Origin of the sequence: Photobacterium marinum (genome assembly GCF_000331515.1) — a bacterium.
GTDB classification, from domain to species: domain Bacteria; phylum Pseudomonadota; class Gammaproteobacteria; order Enterobacterales; family Vibrionaceae; genus Photobacterium; species Photobacterium marinum.
The window spans coordinates 51,715-69,703 of sequence record NZ_AMZO01000023.1; the positions used below are offsets into that span (position 1 = coordinate 51,715).

12 protein-coding genes and 1 tRNA gene are annotated in these 17,989 nt (G+C 48.4%); 9 read left to right on the top strand and 4 right to left on the bottom strand.

The features are described 5' to 3' along the window. The first annotated feature begins 475 nt into the window (after positions 1-475). The 9 genes from C942_RS16115 to C942_RS25645 all read left to right on the top strand — a co-directional run bounded on the left by C942_RS16115 (position 476) and on the right by C942_RS25645 (position 12,691). The gene (locus C942_RS16115) at positions 476-1,126 is read left to right on the top strand and encodes a TetR/AcrR family transcriptional regulator (RefSeq protein ID WP_007467598.1); all 651 of its coding nucleotides are present in this window, start codon (positions 476-478) and stop codon (positions 1,124-1,126) included. Further along, positions 1,116-2,459 (top strand): efflux RND transporter periplasmic adaptor subunit, encoded by a 1,344-nt coding sequence (locus tag C942_RS16120; protein WP_007467599.1) that lies wholly within the window; start codon positions 1,116-1,118, stop codon positions 2,457-2,459. The genes C942_RS16115 and C942_RS16120 overlap by 11 nt, the downstream gene beginning before the upstream one ends. Next, positions 2,456-5,578 (top strand): efflux RND transporter permease subunit, encoded by a 3,123-nt coding sequence (locus C942_RS16125; protein WP_007467600.1) that lies wholly within the window; start codon positions 2,456-2,458, stop codon positions 5,576-5,578. Before C942_RS16120 ends, C942_RS16125 begins: the two co-directional genes overlap by 4 nt. 228 nt (positions 5,579-5,806) lie before the next feature. Then, positions 5,807-6,007, top strand: a complete 201-nt coding sequence (locus C942_RS16130) for a hypothetical protein (RefSeq protein WP_036800580.1) — start codon at positions 5,807-5,809, stop codon at positions 6,005-6,007. Positions 6,008-6,353: 346 nt separating this feature from the next. Continuing rightward, on the top strand, positions 6,354-7,310 hold the full coding sequence (gene leuO / locus C942_RS16135) for a transcriptional regulator LeuO (protein WP_007467602.1): 957 nt from the start codon (positions 6,354-6,356) through the stop codon (positions 7,308-7,310). 324 nt (positions 7,311-7,634) lie between these two features. Then, complete coding sequence (locus C942_RS16140) at positions 7,635-9,458, top strand: AMP-dependent synthetase/ligase (protein WP_007467603.1); 1,824 nt, start codon at positions 7,635-7,637, stop codon at positions 9,456-9,458. A 657-nt stretch (positions 9,459-10,115) separates the two neighbouring features. Beyond that, positions 10,116-11,834, top strand: coding sequence for an acetolactate synthase 3 large subunit (locus C942_RS16145; protein ID WP_007467605.1), 1,719 nt, complete (start codon positions 10,116-10,118; stop codon positions 11,832-11,834). After that, a complete protein-coding gene (gene ilvN / locus C942_RS16150; protein WP_007467606.1) occupies positions 11,834-12,331 on the top strand; it encodes an acetolactate synthase small subunit in 498 nt (165 codons plus the stop codon). Before C942_RS16145 ends, ilvN begins: the two co-directional genes overlap by 1 nt. Before the next feature lie 231 nt (positions 12,332-12,562). Then, positions 12,563-12,691: a hypothetical protein gene (locus C942_RS25645; RefSeq protein ID WP_007467607.1), complete on the top strand. Its 129-nt coding sequence runs from the start codon at positions 12,563-12,565 to the stop codon at positions 12,689-12,691. A 68-nt stretch (positions 12,692-12,759) separates the two neighbouring features. On the opposite strand, the gene C942_RS16160 is transcribed toward C942_RS25645, so the two are convergent. From C942_RS16160 to rpoD, 4 genes are all read right to left on the bottom strand, one after another. Next, a complete protein-coding gene (locus tag C942_RS16160; protein ID WP_198287497.1) occupies positions 12,760-13,425 on the bottom strand; it encodes a GntR family transcriptional regulator in 666 nt (221 codons plus the stop codon). A gap of 286 nt (positions 13,426-13,711) precedes the next feature. Next, complete coding sequence (pykF, locus tag C942_RS16165) at positions 13,712-15,124, bottom strand: pyruvate kinase PykF (RefSeq protein ID WP_007467610.1); 1,413 nt, start codon at positions 15,122-15,124, stop codon at positions 13,712-13,714. 673 nt (positions 15,125-15,797) lie between these two features. Next, positions 15,798-15,873, bottom strand: a tRNA-Ile gene (locus tag C942_RS16170). Between the two features lie 195 nt (positions 15,874-16,068). Continuing rightward, a complete protein-coding gene (gene rpoD / locus C942_RS16175; protein WP_007467611.1) occupies positions 16,069-17,910 on the bottom strand; it encodes an RNA polymerase sigma factor RpoD in 1,842 nt (613 codons plus the stop codon). Positions 17,911-17,989: the final 79 nt, after the last annotated feature.

Here is a 17,989-nt window from a genome sequence, read left to right on the forward strand (position 1 = left end):
TTCAGTGGTGTTTCCCACCCATAAGCTACCCGCGCGAATTATTCACGATAATGAGGAGGCTAAGGAGTAGAGAGAAACGCTTTTGCATTTGTTAATGTTTTCCACAATGTTGATAACAAATGAATACCAAATAGACAGGTTAAACGTCAACCATTAATTGAGTATTTATTTTTCAACTTTCTTTATCTGTTTGATTGGGTTGGTTTTGTTTTTGTATTTGCGGAGTTTTATCCAGTGTCGACAGCAGTACTAACGGACAGTTTTTTTGCTGAAAAAGCCTGAAAATAGAGTTGCTTGTTCGCATTTTATTAACAATGAGAAACGGCACAAATTAATCGTTTTAGCTACTGGTATAAAATTAATCAATTGATTAATTATTGCTGAATTAATCTACTGCGAGACTTTTGGTGATGTAGAGTAAATTATTAATCAGGTGATTAATTAAATTGATTCGACGGGCAAAACGGGAAAGAAGATGGCAGGAAAAGCAGGACGTCCAAGCGGAGATTCTGACGCCAGGGAGCGCTTGATTACTGAGGCCAAAAAGCTGTTTGTGGCACTCCCTTACAGCAAGGTATCAACCAGGATGATAGCAACGAAGGCGGATGTGAATGTCGCGCTGATTCGTTACTACTTTGGCAACAAGGCCGGGCTGTTTGAAACCATGCTGAGAGAAACGATGGCACCGATCCGGGAGCAGTTTCGTCGGGCGATCAATATCGGCGATATAGAAAGCATTGGCGAGTTAATGCGTACTTACTATCGTATTATGGCGCCGACCCCTGATCTGCCTAAATTAATTGCCCGTACGATGATGATGGAACCCGGTGATTTACAGCGGGCTACGATGGAAAAAATGTTCAATGAAATCGCCTTGCCAGCAGAAGAACTGATGTTTGACAAGATGAAGCATGTCGGGATTTTGCGCGAGGGGATTTCCCCGGTCAAAGCCAGAATGACGTTTATGAGCATGATGATCTTCCCGTTTTTAGTGCCGCCGGCCTTGCTCGGCTTCCACGGTATTGATCTGAATGAAGAGTGGCTGATGGAGTTGGCCGATCACAATGTCAATGTGCTGCTCCAGGGGATTTTGGCTCAGGGAGGCGACGGATCCAATGAAGTTTAATCGAAATTACCTGATTTTCCCTGCCATTCTGGTCGGAGTCGCGATTCTGATGTTGGCAGTGAACTTACGTAAAGCTCCGGCAGTGAATCCGGGTCTGAATAAAGCGCGTCCGGTTGATGTGATTAGCCTGCAACAGTTGCCGTTGGCACCAGAGGTCACCGGGTTTGGCCGGGTCAGACCGAAAGTTGAGTGGCAGGCGATAGCGGAAGTATCGGGGAAAGTGATTTACCGCCATCCGGATCTGGAGAAGGGGCGGGTGCTCGATGCCGGAACCGTATTGCTGAAAATTGATCCGCTGGATTATGAACTGCGTCTGGCACAGGCGGAAGCAGACGTCAGCTCCAGCCAGGCACAGTTGGCGAAACTGACCCAGGAAGAAGCCAATCTCAAGACCACCCTGAAAATAGAGAAAAACCGGTTGCAGATCAGTCAGAAAGAGCTGGCCCGAAAAAAAGAGCTGCGGCGCAAGGGACTGACATCGCAATCGGCGGTGGATTTGGAACAACAAAATACCTTGGCCAGCAAGAAAGTGGTGCAGGATATTGAGAATCAGCTGATTGTGCTGCCGAATGAGCGCAAGGTGACGCAGGCTCAGTTGGAAGTAAACCAGTCCCGGGTGGCTGAAGCCCGCCGCTCATTGGATAAAACCATCATTACCCTGCCGTTTGATGCCCGGATTTCCAGTGTAGATATTGAACAAAATCAGGTTGTTAATACCCAGCAAAGCATGGTGATAGCTCATGGTATCGATACTGTCGAAATTGATGCCCAGATAGCCTTGCATGATATGCAGGTACTGGCATCCAGCCTGACTCGCTATACCGCCCATGCAGATGGTCGACCGCGTGCCGATCAGCTGGATCTGACTGCGATGATTCAGCTTTCCAGCGGCAGTTTTACCCAACAGTGGCCTGCCAAGGTTGCCAGGATCAGCGATACGGTGAATGCCAATCAGGCTACAGTTGGGGTGATCCTTGAAGTGAGTCAGGATTATAGTCAGTTGTCGCCGGAAAGTGCGCCGCCGCTGGTGAACGGGATGTTTGTTGAAGCGCGCCTGACCGGGCAGTCAAACGCTCATTGGGTGATCCCTGAGCGGGCGTTGCACGGCAATAAGATCTATTTGGTCAAAGATGATAATACGCTGGATATTCAGCAGATCACCGTGCTGTTCCGTCATAACGGAAAGGTTGCTATTCGCGGTGAACTGTCGGCCAGCCAGCAGTTGATCACCAATGATCTGTTGCCTGCGGTGGCGGGCATGGCGCTCAGGGTGGTGACCCATAATGGTGAGCCAGTTAAAGAAGCGCAGAATCAGGAGGAACCGGCGTCATGATCCGTTATTTCTCCCGCCACCCGACTGCCGCGAACTTGTTGATGTTGGCATTGTTGTTGTTCGGTATCGTGTCTTTACCGCAAATCAAGCGGGAAACTTTCCCCGAATTTTCACCGCCTTATATTCTGGCATCTGTTGTCTATCCCGGCGCTTCGCCACAGGAAGTGGAAGAAAGCATCTGTATGCGGATGGAAGATGCGGTTGACGGCCTGGCCAATATCGAAGAAACCCGTTGTGAGGCGGTCGAAGGCTCGGCCTCATTGGTTCTCAAGTTGACCAGCAGCGATGTGGTGTCGCGGATGCTGGTAGATGTCCAGACTCAGATCAATGCAATCAATGACTTTCCGGCAGAGATTGAAGCGCCGATCGTCCGTGAACTTGACTGGAATGAACCTGTCGTTGATGTCGCGATCAGTGCCGATACCAGCTGGCCGCACCTCAAAGCCTATGCTGAGCAGCTCAAGCGCAAGCTCAAATTGGATTACGGTGTTTCATTGGTTGAGGTCGCCGGTTTCTCTACCCACCAGATCCGGGTTGAACTCAAAGAAGCACCGCTGCGTCAGTTAGGGTTGAGTGTGGTCGATGTGGCTGATCGCTTGTCGCGCCAGAACCTCAAATTACCGAGCGGTAATATTGAGCTGGCCGAGAAAAATCTGTTGATCCGTTTTGATGAGCAGAAAGTGACGCCGGAAACCATAGCCGACACGGTGATCGGGGCTGACAGCGAAGGATCACTGTTACGTCTCGGTGATATTGCCACTATTACTGATCGCTTTGAGCTCGATGAGCAGAAAGTGCTGTTTGACGGTAAGCCATCGGCACTGCTGAAGATCAGCAAAAACAAAGCCGATGATGCCCTGCGGATCAAAGAGCGGGTGGTTCAGTTTGTTGAAGATGAAAATAAGGTCGCGCCGACCGGGGTTGCCCTTAACCTGACTAATGACATTTCTTCCGTGCTATGGGATCGCCTGACCATGATGGTCAAGAACGGCTGGCAGGGTGTGGTACTGGTCTTTGCTACCATGTGGCTGTTTTTTACCTTTCGTTATTCATTTTGGGTGGCGGCCGGATTGCCGGTAGCGTTTCTCGGCAGCCTGTTTCTGATGGCCGGGCTGGGGCTTTCAATCAATATTATGTCTCTGGTCGCACTGCTGATGGCGATCGGTATCATGATGGATGATGCCATCGTGATAGCCGAATCAATTGCAGCTCATCTTGAGCGGGGGATGTCGGTGCCTGACGCTGTGACACAAGGTGTAAAGAAAGTGTTTCCCGGCGTGCTGTCGTCCTATCTCACCACGGTCTGTATTTTCGGTAGCCTGTTGTTTCTGGAAGGAGAAATGGGGGCCGTGCTTAAGGTCGTGCCTATGGTGCTGATCTTAGTGCTGACCCTGAGTCTGGTTGAAGCCTTCCTGATCCTGCCTAATCACCTGAGTCATTCCCTGCAAAAGCAACGCGATCGAAAGCGGCGGGAGCGACGACCGTTGGCGTTTAAGGCGCGTTTTCTCAAGCGGTTTGAAGCGTTTCGTAATAATCAGCTGGTAACAGCGGTAGATGTGGTTGTGCGCTGGCGTTACCTGTTCCTTGGCAGTGTGATTGCAATGTTGTTTGCATCGGCTTCACTGCTGGCTGGTGGTGCGCTCAAGTTTGTCGGCTTTCCTGAGCTGGATGGCGATATCGCCGAAGCTCGGGTGATCCTGCCGCCAGGTTCGTCACTGGCTCAGACCGAGCGGGTGGTGGAGCAAATTGTAACAGCGGCACACAAGCTCAATCAGGAGTGGAGCGAGAGTAAAGAAGATGGCAGGACGCTGGTCGAGCATATCACCGAGCAATATAACTTTAATGCAGATGCTGATGAAAACGGCCCGCATGTAGCCACTGTCCGGTTGGATATCCTCGGGGCGGAGACGCGAAATACTGTCATTGATGACTTTATTGATGCCTGGCGTAATGAAGTTGGAGTACTGGCTGATCCGGTTTCCATGGTATTCAAGCAACCGATGGTCGGTCCCGGTGGCCGGGCGGTTGAAATTCGGATGCAACACGATGATTTGGAACAGTTAAAAGCTGCGTCGGTTGAGTTGCAGCAGTTTCTCAGCGAGTTTGACGGTGTTTCCGGCGTTCTTGATGACATGCGGATGGGTAAACAGGAAGTACTGGTGAAGTTGCGTCCCGGTGCGGAAAGCTTCGGGATAGACGGTCAGATGATCGCATCTCAGCTACGGGCGGCGTACTTTGGCCGTACGGCGGATGAAATTCAGCTTGGGCCGGAGAATATCGAAGTTGAGGTGAGGTTTGATAAACAGGAAGCGGCTAACTTACAAACCTTAGCCAGCTTCCCGGTGATTCTAACTGATGGCAGCCAGATCCCGCTTGCTTCAGTAGCGGTGCTGGAATACCAGCGTAATTTTGTCCGGATCCAGCGAATTAATGGTGTCAGGACCTTGAGTGTGTTTGCTGATCTCGACAGTAATAAAATTAGCTCAACAGAGATCACCCGTCAGTTCCGCAGCCGGATGATGCCTAAGTTGCAGCAGGAGTATCCGGGACTGCGCTTTGACTTTGAGGGGGAAGCGAAAGATACCGCCAAGACGGGTCAGTCGATGGGAATTGGCTTTATGCTCGGTATCTTCGGGGTGTTTGTGATCCTCAGCTACCAGTTCCGTAGTTACTTAGAACCTTTCGTGGTACTGCTGGCGATCCCGCTGGCTCTAATCGGGGTGTTCTGGGGCCATTGGTTGCTGGGTTTTGCCCTGAGTATGCCAAGCATAATGGGGTTTGTGTCCCTTGCTGGGGTCGTGGTGAATGATTCGATCCTGTTGGTGCAATATATCCGTCACCATGTCGATGAGGGTGACAATGTTCATGATGCTGTGGTGAAAGCTAGTCGCGAGCGCTTCCGGGCTGTATTCCTGACTTCGCTGACTACGGCGGCCGGATTATTGCCGCTGATGCTGGAAACCAGTTTGCAGGCACAGGTTATTCAGCCGCTGGTGATTTCCATTGTGTTCGGCATCTTTACCTCCACCTTGCTGGTGTTGTTTATGATCCCGGCCGCTTACGCCATTCTGGCAGATTTCAATCTGGTGCGGAAACACGAGGCCTTGGTTACGGCCTGACTTGTTCATCGAGATTCGAACCTGTTTCATGCTGTGCGGGGCCTTCGGGCCCCGTTTTTATTGCCGGAAAATTTGCCATTGAGCTTCCTTTAAAACGTCACGGCCCTGTCATCTCGAAACTATCACATAATTTTGAAGCCATCATATAGATGTTTTCATCTATTGCTCGTCAGAGAAAGTGGCGGGCGATGGAGCATCTAAGTCAGCCGCAATTTGTTTGGGCTTGATATGAATTCTGTGGGAAGGGAGCCGTTGTCGGATGGGGCGATGGTGATAGCAGAATGGGCTTTGGAAGGTGACTGGTATCACTGTGATGAATTGTGGCGACAGCTTTGGAGTGAGGTCGAATTTCTGGATTTTGTCCGGGACTCAATGGTTGAGCCCGGCCGTACGGTAAAACATGAATTTTCGATGAGTGGAATTTATTAACCGTCCACGAAAACGTTTTTCTCGGGTTACAGGAATGTGTAAAAAGCGAACAAAAAAGCAGCGTTTTTTGCTTATAATTACCCCTTTATCTTATTTATACATTTTTTAGATCTTTTTAGAAGTGGCTTAAATTAATGATTTAAAAGAATTTATATTCTGAATTTTGACTTCGGCTGATAAGTATTTACATTTGCTTATTTTCGCCTCTTGGTTTCATCAATCCATTTGAATAATACTTGCCGCATCCCATTCAGGGGGCAATTGTTTCGGGCAGAGGATATGTCCCATTTATTCAATTGGAGGCATAATGGATTTTGCCCCAACCAGATTCAAGTAGAGGCAAAATATGACGCGTAAAACTTCATCTATTCACCCGGTTGATGGTTACAAAATGGAGTCAAATCTAAGAAGTGTAGACCTGAATTTGCTGACAGTTTTTGATGCTGTGATGCAGGAACAGAATATTACCCGAGCTGCTCATAACCTGGGCATGTCTCAGCCTGCTGTAAGTAATGCCGTTGCCCGTCTGAAGGTGATGTTTAACGATGAACTGTTTATCCGTCATGGTCGTGGTATTCAGCCGACCCAGCGTGCTAAGCAGCTTTTCGGTCCGGTTCGTCAGGCTCTGCAATTGGTGAAGAACGAGCTGCCGTCATCGATTTTCTCGCCAGAGACGTCAAGCCGTACTTTCAAGTTGGCTATCTGCAGCCCGTCTGATATGCGTTTTGCACCACGTATCCTGCGCAATGTGTCTGAGCAGGCACCGAACCTGCGTGTACACCTGGAAGCTGAGCTGGATGCAAACCTGACCCAGAAGATGCGCTATCAGGAAGTGGACTTCGTGATTGATTACGTTCGCTTCGATGAACCTGGCTTTTGCAGCACAGAGCTGTTCAGCGATGAGCTGGTTGTGATTGCTGCCGGTAACCACCCGCGCATTGGTGAGTCTATTACAGAAGCAGAATTTGCGGCTGAAAAGCATGCTGTACTGAAATCGATTCCTGGTGTGAAGATGTTTGCTGACCATATCTACAATCAGCATGCGAGCTACAATGAAGCTTACCAGGGCGCGAGCCTGAGCAACATTATGTATGTTTCTGGCCAGTCTGATCTGATTGCTGTGATGCCACGCTGGCTGGCAGAATCTGCTGCTCACAACCTGCAGCTGAAGGTACTGCCACTGCCGTTTGACTCGGCGAAAATCAGTGGTTACCTGAGCTGGCATGAGTCATCACAAAAAGACAAAGGCCATATCTGGATGCGTAACCAGCTGCTTGAAGTGTGTGGTGACAACTCATACTAAGCTGCTATGTAAGCTAAAACAGACAAGCAAAAAGCAGATATTAGTAAAAAGCAGATATTAGTAAAAAGCCGGCACCTGTCGGCTTTTTTGATCCCGTTGTGCCCGTTTTTTTGCTGAAGTTGATCGCCGGGCAGTACTTGCTTACATTTTGTGTTAATTCTATTAATAAGACGTATAAACCCTGTGCTGACAAGGGCTGGGGACTGAGAGCACCGCAGCATAAAACGCAAAATATCTCGCTTTATTGTTGCCTTTTTCGGTGTCAGCTGTAGACTGCGCTCCTCTAATAGGCTTACAGGTGTAAGCTAAAATGGCAGAGTAGTTATGGCTGAACGTGATCTTCATATCGTAAATCGAATTCGTAACCAGATTGCCCGCCTGGGCGATCGGGTAGCACTGCGTCATCAGGTCAATGGCCAGTGGCAAGATATTAGCTGGGCTGAGTTTGGTGAGCAGATCCAACAGCTTGCCCTGGCAATGCTGGCTCAGGGGCTAAATGTTCAGGATAAGATTGGTATCTTTTCCAATAACATGCCGCGCTGGACCGTTGCTGATTTTGCGGCCCTGTATAACCGCTGTGTAACTGTACCTATCTATCCGACCAGTACGCCGCAGCAGGCTGCGTATATCATTAATAACGCAGATATCCGCATTCTGTTTGTGGGTGAGCAGGCACAGCATGATGCTGCGCTGGAAATCGCTGCTGAGTGCCCTCAGTTGGAGCGTATTGTGGTGATGTCGCAGCAGGTTGAGCTGGCTGAACATCCATTGGTATGCAGCTATGATGATTTTGTTCAGCAAGGCTCTGGAGATGCTCAGGCTGAGCTGGAGCAGCGTCTGTCACAGACCGCGATGGATGATCTGTTTACTCTGATTTATACATCGGGTACGACTGGCACTCCGAAAGGGGTGATGCTGGATTACGGTAACGTTGCGGGTCAGATTGAAGGTCATGATGAAAAGCTGGCGCTGGATGAAGGCGACGTCTCCCTTTGTTTCCTGCCATTGTCACACGTATTTGAGCGTGCCTGGACTTTCTATGCCCTGCACCGTGGCGGCGTAAACTGCTACCTGTCAGACACCAACAAACTGCGCGAAGCCCTGGTTGAAGTGAAGCCGAATGTGATGGCGGCGGTACCGCGGGTTTACGAGAAGATTTACTCTGCCGTTCATGAAAAAGTCTCTCGCGCACCATTCCACCGCAAGGTGATGTTTACCTGGGCGGTGAATATGGGTGCCCGTATGGCACTGTGCCACCAGGAGCAGCGCAAGCCATCGCTGCTACTGAAAAAGAGCTATAAGCTGGCTGACAAGCTGGTTTTGTCGAAACTGCGTAAGATCCTGGGCGGCCAGATCAAGTTCATGCCATGTGGCGGTGCCAAGCTGGATGCGGGAATTGGCCGCTTCTTCCATGCTATCGGGATCAACGTGAAGCTGGGTTACGGTATGACTGAAACTACAGCGACCATCTCCTGCTGGGATGATGAATGCTTTAACCCGGATTCAATCGGTTTGCCGATGCCGGGAGCCGAAGTGAAGATTGGCGAAAACAATGAAATTCTGGTGCGTGGCCCGATGGTGATGCGCGGCTATTATAAGATGCCGGAAGAGAGCGCCAAGAACTTCACTGAAGACGGTTTCCTGAAAACCGGTGATGCCGGTCATTTCGATGACAAGGGCAACCTGTTTATTACCGATCGCATCAAAGAGTTGATGAAAACCTCTGGCGGTAAATATATTGCACCTCAGGTTATTGAAGGGGCTATCGGTAAAGACCATTTCATTGAGCAGATCGCGGTGATTGCTGACACTCGTAAGTTTGTGTCTGCATTGATTGTTCCGTGCTTCGAGGCACTGGAAGAGCACGCCCGCGAGCTGAATATCAAATACCATGATCGCCTGGAGCTGGTGAAGCACAGCCAGATCCGCGAGCTGATTGAAGCGCGAGTCATTGAGCTGCAAAAAGATCTGGCTCGTTTTGAACAGGTAAAAAAATTCACTCTGCTTCCGAAAGCGTTCTCAATGGACAGTGGTGAGCTGACCCCGACTCAGAAACTGCGTCGTAAGGTGATCCAGGATCGCTACCACCGTGAAATTGAAATGATGTACGAAGAGAGCCATAAGAAGGCGTCGGCAAGCCAGCATTAACGGCGGACTTGCCTGTCGACCTCATTTCTTCAAAGGAGCCGGAAGGCTCCTTTTTTGCGTCTGGTGACTTATTAGATGTATCTGGCTTGATACTGATACTCGGATAGCTTCGATCTGCGGTGGTTTTCTGTTCACCTTATAAGATTAATACTCTCACCAAGCGGTAATATTCAGCGGATGATCTCTATTGCATAACCTTCAAGCCGAATGAATAAAGCCATTTCTCACCAGTAACAGATTAATACTGTGAACTGCCTCCGGCTAATAGACTTGTTTGATAAAAAGGCGTTACAGTTGTTGCGGGTTACTGTTGTTTGTTATGGCAGGCGGCGGCTCGCATAGAATAAAGAAACAAGTTTGATTTCAATTTAGGCTAAAAATAAGCCCTAACTATGTTACATCAGCCCGTATAGCTAATTGTTGTGGTTTGGCCGGAATTTTTTCCTGTCGCATAAAGCATGAATAAACCGATGCTGACCATGACGCAGCAGTTGTTCTACCCGAGCTGGTTGGGGGTCTGGAAACGCAAATCGTGAAACAAGGCAGTATTTATCACGAGCCCTCCCGTTTTCTGACCCTGATCAGGATTCGACTGTCGGTGATGGCCGGGAATAATTAGCTATATGGGGTGGTGTACTCGACCTGGAGGCAAGTAATATGGAAATGTTGTCCGGCGCCGAGATGGTCGTTCGATCGATGATCGACCAAGGCGTAAAACATATCTTCGGATACCCTGGCGGTTCAGTACTGGATATTTACGATGCGCTGCATGAGAAAAGCGATATTGAACACGTCCTCGTCCGCCATGAACAGGCAGCGGTGCACATGGCAGACGGTTATGCCCGTGCCACCGGTGAAGTCGGCGTAGTACTGGTGACATCCGGTCCCGGGGCAACCAATGCCGTCACCGGTATTGCGACAGCCTATATGGACTCCATTCCCCTCGTGGTCTTCTCCGGCCAGGTTATGAGTAACCTGATCGGCAACGATGCCTTCCAGGAGTGCGATATGGTCGGGATTTCCCGTCCGGTCGTTAAGCACAGCTTTCTGGTCAAGAACCCGGAAGAGATCCCAGAGATCATCAAAAAAGCCTTCTATATCGCCTCAAGCGGCCGTCCCGGCCCTGTGGTGATCGATATTCCCAAAGATATGCTCAATCCGGCGGAGACTTACCCGTACAAATATCCGGAATCGATCGGTATGCGCTCTTATAGCCCGACAACTCAGGGCCACAAGGGGCAGATCAAGCGTGGTATCAGGGCGTTGATGGCTGCGAAGAAACCCGTGCTGTATATTGGCGGCGGAGCCATTATGGCCGATTGCGGTGAGCAAATTCTGAAACTGGCAGAGTCTTTGAATCTGCCGGTAGTTAATACCCTGATGGGGCTGGGTGCTTTTCCGGGGACGCACAAAAACTGCCTGGGCATGTTGGGGATGCACGGTACCTATGAAGCCAATATGGCGATGCATAATTCGGATTTGATTTTCGGTATCGGGGTACGTTTTGACGACCGTACAACCAATAATGTCGCGAAGTACTGCCCGAATGCGACCATCATGCATATCGATATTGACCCGTCATCAATTTCCAAGACGGTGGGGGCTGATATACCTATCGTCGGCTCGGCCGATACGGTATTGAACACCATGCTGAAGATGCTCGACGATCAGGATGCCTGTAATGATAAGGAAGCTATCGACAGCTGGTGGAGTGAGATTGAATCATGGCGGGCGCGTAAGTGCTTAAGCTATGACACCAACAGTGAGCGCATTAAGCCACAGCAGGTGATTGACGTGCTTTACAAGCTGACTAATGGTGATGCTTATGTTGCCTCTGATGTCGGCCAGCACCAGATGTTTGCTGCGCTTTACTATCCGTTCGATAAGCCGCGTCGCTGGATTAACTCCGGCGGTCTGGGAACCATGGGCTTTGGCCTGCCAGCTGCGATGGGGGTCAAGTTTGCCCTGCCGGATGCTGAGGTAGTGTGTGTCACAGGTGACGGCAGTATCCAGATGAATATCCAGGAGCTGTCGACAGCCCTGCAATATGATATCCCGGTGAAAATTATTAACCTTAACAACCGTTTCCTGGGGATGGTGAAGCAGTGGCAGGACATGATTTATCAGGGACGTCACTCTCATTCATATATGGATTCAGTGCCGGACTTTGCGGCTATTGCCGAGGCTTACGGGCACGTGGGAATGCGGATTTCCGATCCGGCGAAGTTAGAGAGCGAGCTGGAAAAAGCTCTGGCGATGAAAGATAAGCTGGTGTTTATCGATATCAGTGTTGATGAAACAGAGCATGTTTATCCGATGCTGATCCGGGGTGGCTCTATGAGTGAAATGTGGCTAAGTAAAACGGAGAGAACATAATGCGCAGAATTATATCAGTACTACTGGAAAATGAATCGGGCGCATTATCTCGGGTTGTCGGCCTGTTTTCTCAGCGAGGCTATAACATTGAATCACTGACAGTGGCACCGACGGATGATCCGACCTTGTCCCGCCTTAATATCACTACTAACGTAGATGATGATGCGGCATTGGAGCAGATTGAGAAGCAGCTGCATAAGCTGATTGATATCCTCAAGGTCAGCAATGTTACGGAAACCGAGCATGTTGAACGTGAACTGATGTTGGTGAAGCTAAAAGCCAGCGGTTTTGCCCGGGCGGAGGTGAAGCGGACTGCGGATATCTTCCGGGGGCAGATTGTTGATGTGACCAGCCAGATTTACACCGTTCAGCTGGCGGGAACCAGTGACAAGCTGGATGCCTTTATTGACGCGGTTGGCGAAGCAACGGAGATTGTGGAACTGGCGCGCAGCGGTGTGGTTGGGATAGCACGTGGAGAGCGAGCCCTGAAAGCATAACCCTTTTTCTGTATAGATTATCGAACCGATTGAAAAGCCCAGCTCAGGCGTGTTCTGAGCTGGGCTTAATTTTGCACCTAAGAGTGTCATACTCCGGTTGTGATTAGACTAAAGTCTAATAGAAGGTGGTGGAATTCAGCTGGTAACGAAAGGTTATATTCCTGTCATTAGGCCTTATTAAGCTTGCGATACAAAGCTGTACTACCGGATGTTTGAAGTAGGAGTATGGCGATGATGAATCAATTCTTGGCACGCCTGACCACCCTGACGCTTGTTCTGTTGGGCTTTCATGTCAGTGCTATTTATTTTTTGTTGGCCGTCTTGCTGCTAAACACCCACCACAAAGAGATTTTCTGGTAATTCTTGATTGTGTGTGGGGGGAAAGTGTTTTGTCGAACTTGGTTATTTGCAGCTCCAGCCTGACAGACTTAAAGATAAGCTTTGATCATCTCAACTGCCCGCTGGGAGTGTTCGTCCAACAAAGCTAGCGCTTGTTCGCTGTTTCGGCTCAGTACTGCTTTCATCATCGCTTCATGCTCACCATTGTCATGGTAGCGTTCTTCGTAATGACGGTTTCGACACACCCAGATATGGCGGTAGCGTTCAATCTGCTCATAGACTTCCCGGTAAAGATCCAGCATTACAGGTGAGCAGCTGCCTTCCAGCAAGGCGAGGTGGAATTGGCTGTGGCGCTCTTCCCATTCACTTAAGTCGACATCAGCTTCTGCCGGATTGATTCGACAGAGCTTATGGAAGCTGGTCAGGATGTTGAGCTCCCAGGATTCGTCACCATTTTCGATTGCCCGTTTCAACAAAACTTTAGACAGTACCAGATTCGTTTCAAACAGATCTTCCAGTTCAACGATAGAAATCGGAGCGACCCAGCAGCCTTTTTGCGGGGTAAAGTTGACGTATTTTTTCCATGATAGTTGGACAAGGGCTTCCCTGATGGGAGATGCACCGACATCGTAGCGGGATTTCAGATCTGCAACAACAAGCTTTTGTCCCGGAGCGAGTTCACCGAGTAAGATGTCTTGTCGAATCATTTCCATAACTTGATTGGTTAATGTGGGACTAGACACTGTATTCCTCATTATTTTTATGTTCTTGGCCTCTGGCGTTGATGTCAGAGGTGAATGGTTCGGTTACCGGTTACTCAAAGAAAGAAGAGCAACAGGCTAAAGGTCTTTGTTATTTTTTATGCAAGCAATGGCTATGCTTTCAAGGGATAATTTTGCCGGGTGAGTATACGCTTGAAAAAAGAAGGGAGCGACAGACAAGCTGTGGAATTGTGAGTGGCGTTTCGCCTTGTGCGGGGTTTCGAATAAAAAAACGGGAGCCAAATGGCTCCCGTTTGTGATTTGACTTATGGCCGATAGCTTACAGTACGTGTACAGAAGCTGTGTTAGTTGTACCTGATGGTACTAGTGCGCCAGATACCATAACAACGATATCGCCTTTCGCACCCAGGCCAGTTTCAAGAGCAAGCTCTTTGCCGCGTCCGTAGAACGCGTCAGTGTTTTCAATTGAATCAACAACAACTGGAGTTACACCTTTAGACAGTGCAAGCTGAGCTGCAGTCTTAGTGTTAGTTGTTACTGCAAGGATGTTTGCAGTTGGGAAGTATTTACGTACAGAACGTGCAGACTTACCAGCTTCAGTTGCAACAACGATTAGAGGTGCACTTAGTTTCTCAGCAGTGTCTACAGCACCTTTACATACAGCTTCTGTGATGCGAAGGCGTGGGCTGTCCAGGCGAGAACCCAGTTCTGCTTTAAGAGCTTTATCAGTACGCTCACAGATTTGAGCCATGATAGTTACAGCTTCGATTGGGTATTTACCCTTCGCAGATTCACCAGAAAGCATTACTGCATCAGTACCGTCCATGATTGCGTTCGCAACGTCACCCGCTTCTGCACGAGTTGGACGTGGGTTCTTGATCATAGAATCAAGCATCTGAGTAGCAGTGATAACTACTTTACGAGCACGGTTACATTTCTCGATCATCATCTTCTGAGCGAAGATAACTTCTTCAACCGGGATTTCAACACCCAGGTCACCACGAGCAACCATGATACCGTCAGAAGCTTCTAGGATAGCGTCGAAGTTATCAACACCTTCCTGGTTTTCGATCTTAGAGATGATCTGAATGTTTTCGCCGCCGTTTGCGTTTAGCAGTGCACGGATTTCTTTAACGTCTTCAGCTTTACGGATGAAAGATGCCGCAACGAAGTCAACGCCTTGCTCACAACCGAACTTAAGGTCAGCTTTGTCTTTTTCTGCAAGAGCTGGAAGGTTTACAGAAACGCCTGGTAGGTTAACACCTTTGTTTTCACCCAGGTCACCGTTGTTAAGTACTTTACACTTAACTTCAGTGTCAGTAGTTTCAAGTACTTCCATCTCGATTAGACCATCGTCAACCAGGATAGTGTTACCTTTAGTCAGGTCTTTTGCGAAACCTGGGTAAGTAACAGCTACGCGGTCTTGGTTACCGATAACAGAAGTGTCAGTAGTGAAAGTGAATTCCTGGCCAGCAACCAGAGAAAAGTCCTGACCGTTTTCCAGTTTGATAGTACGGATTTCAGGACCTTTAGTGTCCAGCAGGATTGCAAGTTGTTTGCCAGTCTCTGCCATTACTTCACGCAGGTTGCTGATGCGCTGACCGTGCTCTGCGAAGTCACCGTGCGAGAAGTTAAGACGCATAACGTTCATACCAGCGTTAGCCAGCTTAGTTAGCATCTCTTTAGATTCAGTTTTAGGTCCAATCGTACATACGATCTTAGTCTTTTTCATTGAGGATTGTCTCCGGACGAACTTTTACCCAAGGGAAATTTGAATCACAGTGTTATACCTGAAAAAGATGTTCCATTTATGTTGAAATACACCTACAAATTGAGGAGTAGATCAAACATTTGTAACTTCCTTTGACCGGTAAGCGGTGATAATACAAATTTTTTACAAAAATATTGCCTTATGAAAGCATTGGGTGCTTTCATAAGGCAGCTCTTGTACACATTATTTCCTGGTTCTATCCCTCCCAGTATGCTGTCATCCAATCATGACATGAATGTGTCAGCCCTTACATAAAATTGCCCGGCGAACAAGGCCTAGATTATAGCACGGCTCAACTCTTTTATCACCTTGTGATAACACGCAAAAATTTCACATGTTGCGGCAAATGAGGGGGAAATTATCTACATAATTCACAGAAAAGTTTTGTTATTTATCAATTGTGGGCGAAGTTTTCCGGTAAAAGGATTTATTTTTGAGTGTGAAATAAATCCATGCATCTGATTGTTTATTGGTGTAAATACTTTGTTTCTTACACGGTGCAATAAGTGCGGAATGAGAGTCTCTGCAAATGAGAATTGATGGTGGGGGTTTATGTGTTGTTCGAAGCGGATGTGATTTTTTTGTGGAAATAAAAAAAGCTTATGGATTTCTCCATAAGCTTTTCTTTTGAATCTGGTGGCCCCTCGCAGACTTGAACTGCGGACCAAGCGATTATGAGTCGCCTGCTCTAACCACTGAGCTAAGGGGCCAGTGTGCGGGAAATTATATGAGAAGGTCTGGCTCTTGTCTAGCGAATAAAGTGATTGTTTTGTCTGCTTTTTAAGCACTCAAAGTAAAGAACACCTTAAAATGGGAAAAAGCTAACATATTGATATTATAAGATATCATGGTGAATAAAAAAGCGAGCCATGAGGCTCGCTTTTAAGATTGTGTCAGAGGTGAGGTTACTCGTCCAGGAAGCTGCGCAGTACGTCTGAGCGGCTTGGGTGGCGAAGCTTACGCAGGGCTTTGGCTTCGATCTGACGGATACGCTCACGGGTAACGTCGAACTGCTTACCAACTTCCTCAAGGGTGTGGTCAGTGTTCATGTCGATACCGAAACGCATGCGAAGTACTTTCGCTTCACGAGGTGTCAGGCCTGCCAGCACTTCGTTGGTCGCGGTGCGCAGGTTATCAGACGTTGCTGCATCCATTGGTAGCTGAAGTGTAGTATCTTCAATGAAATCACCCAGATGTGAATCTTCATCATCACCGATTGGAGTTTCCATTGAGATTGGCTCTTTGGCAATCTTCAGTACTTTACGGATCTTGTCTTCCGGCATTTGCATGCGTTCTGCCAGTTCTTCCGGCAATGGCTCACGGCCCATCTCCTGAAGCATCTGACGAGAGATACGGTTCAGTTTGTTGATGGTTTCAATCATGTGAACAGGGATACGGATAGTACGTGCCTGGTCTGCGATTGAACGGGTGATAGCCTGACGGATCCACCATGTTGCGTAAGTTGAGAACTTGTAACCACGACGGTATTCAAACTTATCAACAGCCTTCATCAGGCCGATGTTACCTTCCTGGATCAGATCCAGGAACTGCAGGCCGCGGTTGGTGTATTTCTTCGCGATCGAAATAACCAGACGCAGGTTGGCTTCAACCATTTCTTTCTTCGCACGGCGAGCTTTTGCTTCACCGATAGACATACGACGGCTGATGTCTTTGATACGCTCGATAGACAGGCCGGTTTCTTCTTCCAGCATGCGTAGCTTAACCACAGAACGGCGAAGCTCTTCTTCGTAGTTCTTAAGGCGTTCAGCGTATGGTTTACCAGAGTTTAGTGCTTCGTCGATCCAGTCAGTAGAAGATTCATTGCCGGCAAAAAGATTAACGAAGGTTTTCTTCGGCATCTTACTGTTGTCAACACACATACGCATGATTAGGCGTTCGTTAGTGCGAACACGATCCATCGAATCACGTAGTGAGCTAATCAGACGGTCAAACTGTTTCGGGATCAGGCGGAACTGCTTGAAGATGTCAGACAGCTCTTCAACCGCTACTTCAGTTCGTGCATCAGTACGGCCGTAAGTATTAATCGCGGTCGCCATTTTTTCGTAAGAATCACGAAGTTCCATGAACTTCTCACGAGCCAGCTCCGGATCGATACCTGTATCTTCTTCCGATTCTTCAGAGTCATCGTCTTCTTCAAGATCTTTATCTTCGTCTTCAAGATCTGTTTCGCTAAGCTCTGAGCCGATGTGAGTTGCTGTTGGTGCTGCTGTTTCCTCTTCGTTAGGATCAACAAAACCAGAAATAATGTCAGTAAGACGAAGCTCGTCGGCTTCTACCTTGTCGAACTGTTCCAGCAGGTGGGAGATGGCTGACGGATATTCGGCAACTGAGCACTGAACCTGGTTGATACCATCTTCAATGCGTTTTGCGATATCAATTTCGCCTTCACGAGTAAGTAGTTCTACTGTACCCATTTCGCGCATGTACATGCGGACTGGATCGGTAGTACGGCCAATCTCGCTCTCTACACTAGAAAGTGCTTGAGCGGCGGCTTCAATGGCGTCTTCGTCCGCATTATCTTCAGTCATCATTAATTCATCGGCATCAGGGGCTGTTTCAACCACCTTGATACCCATGTCATTAATCATCTGAATAATGTCTTCCACCTGATCGGAATCAACGATGTCTTCCGGTAAGTGGTCATTTACTTCGGCGTAGGTCAGATAGCCTTGTTCTTTGCCTTTAGCGACAAGTAACTTAAGCTGAGACTGCGGATTTTGCTCCATAGACGATATCCAACTTCGGGTCTGAGTGAGAGTTTAGTATGCAGAAATGCAAACCTGTAAACTTAACAAATTTTTGAAT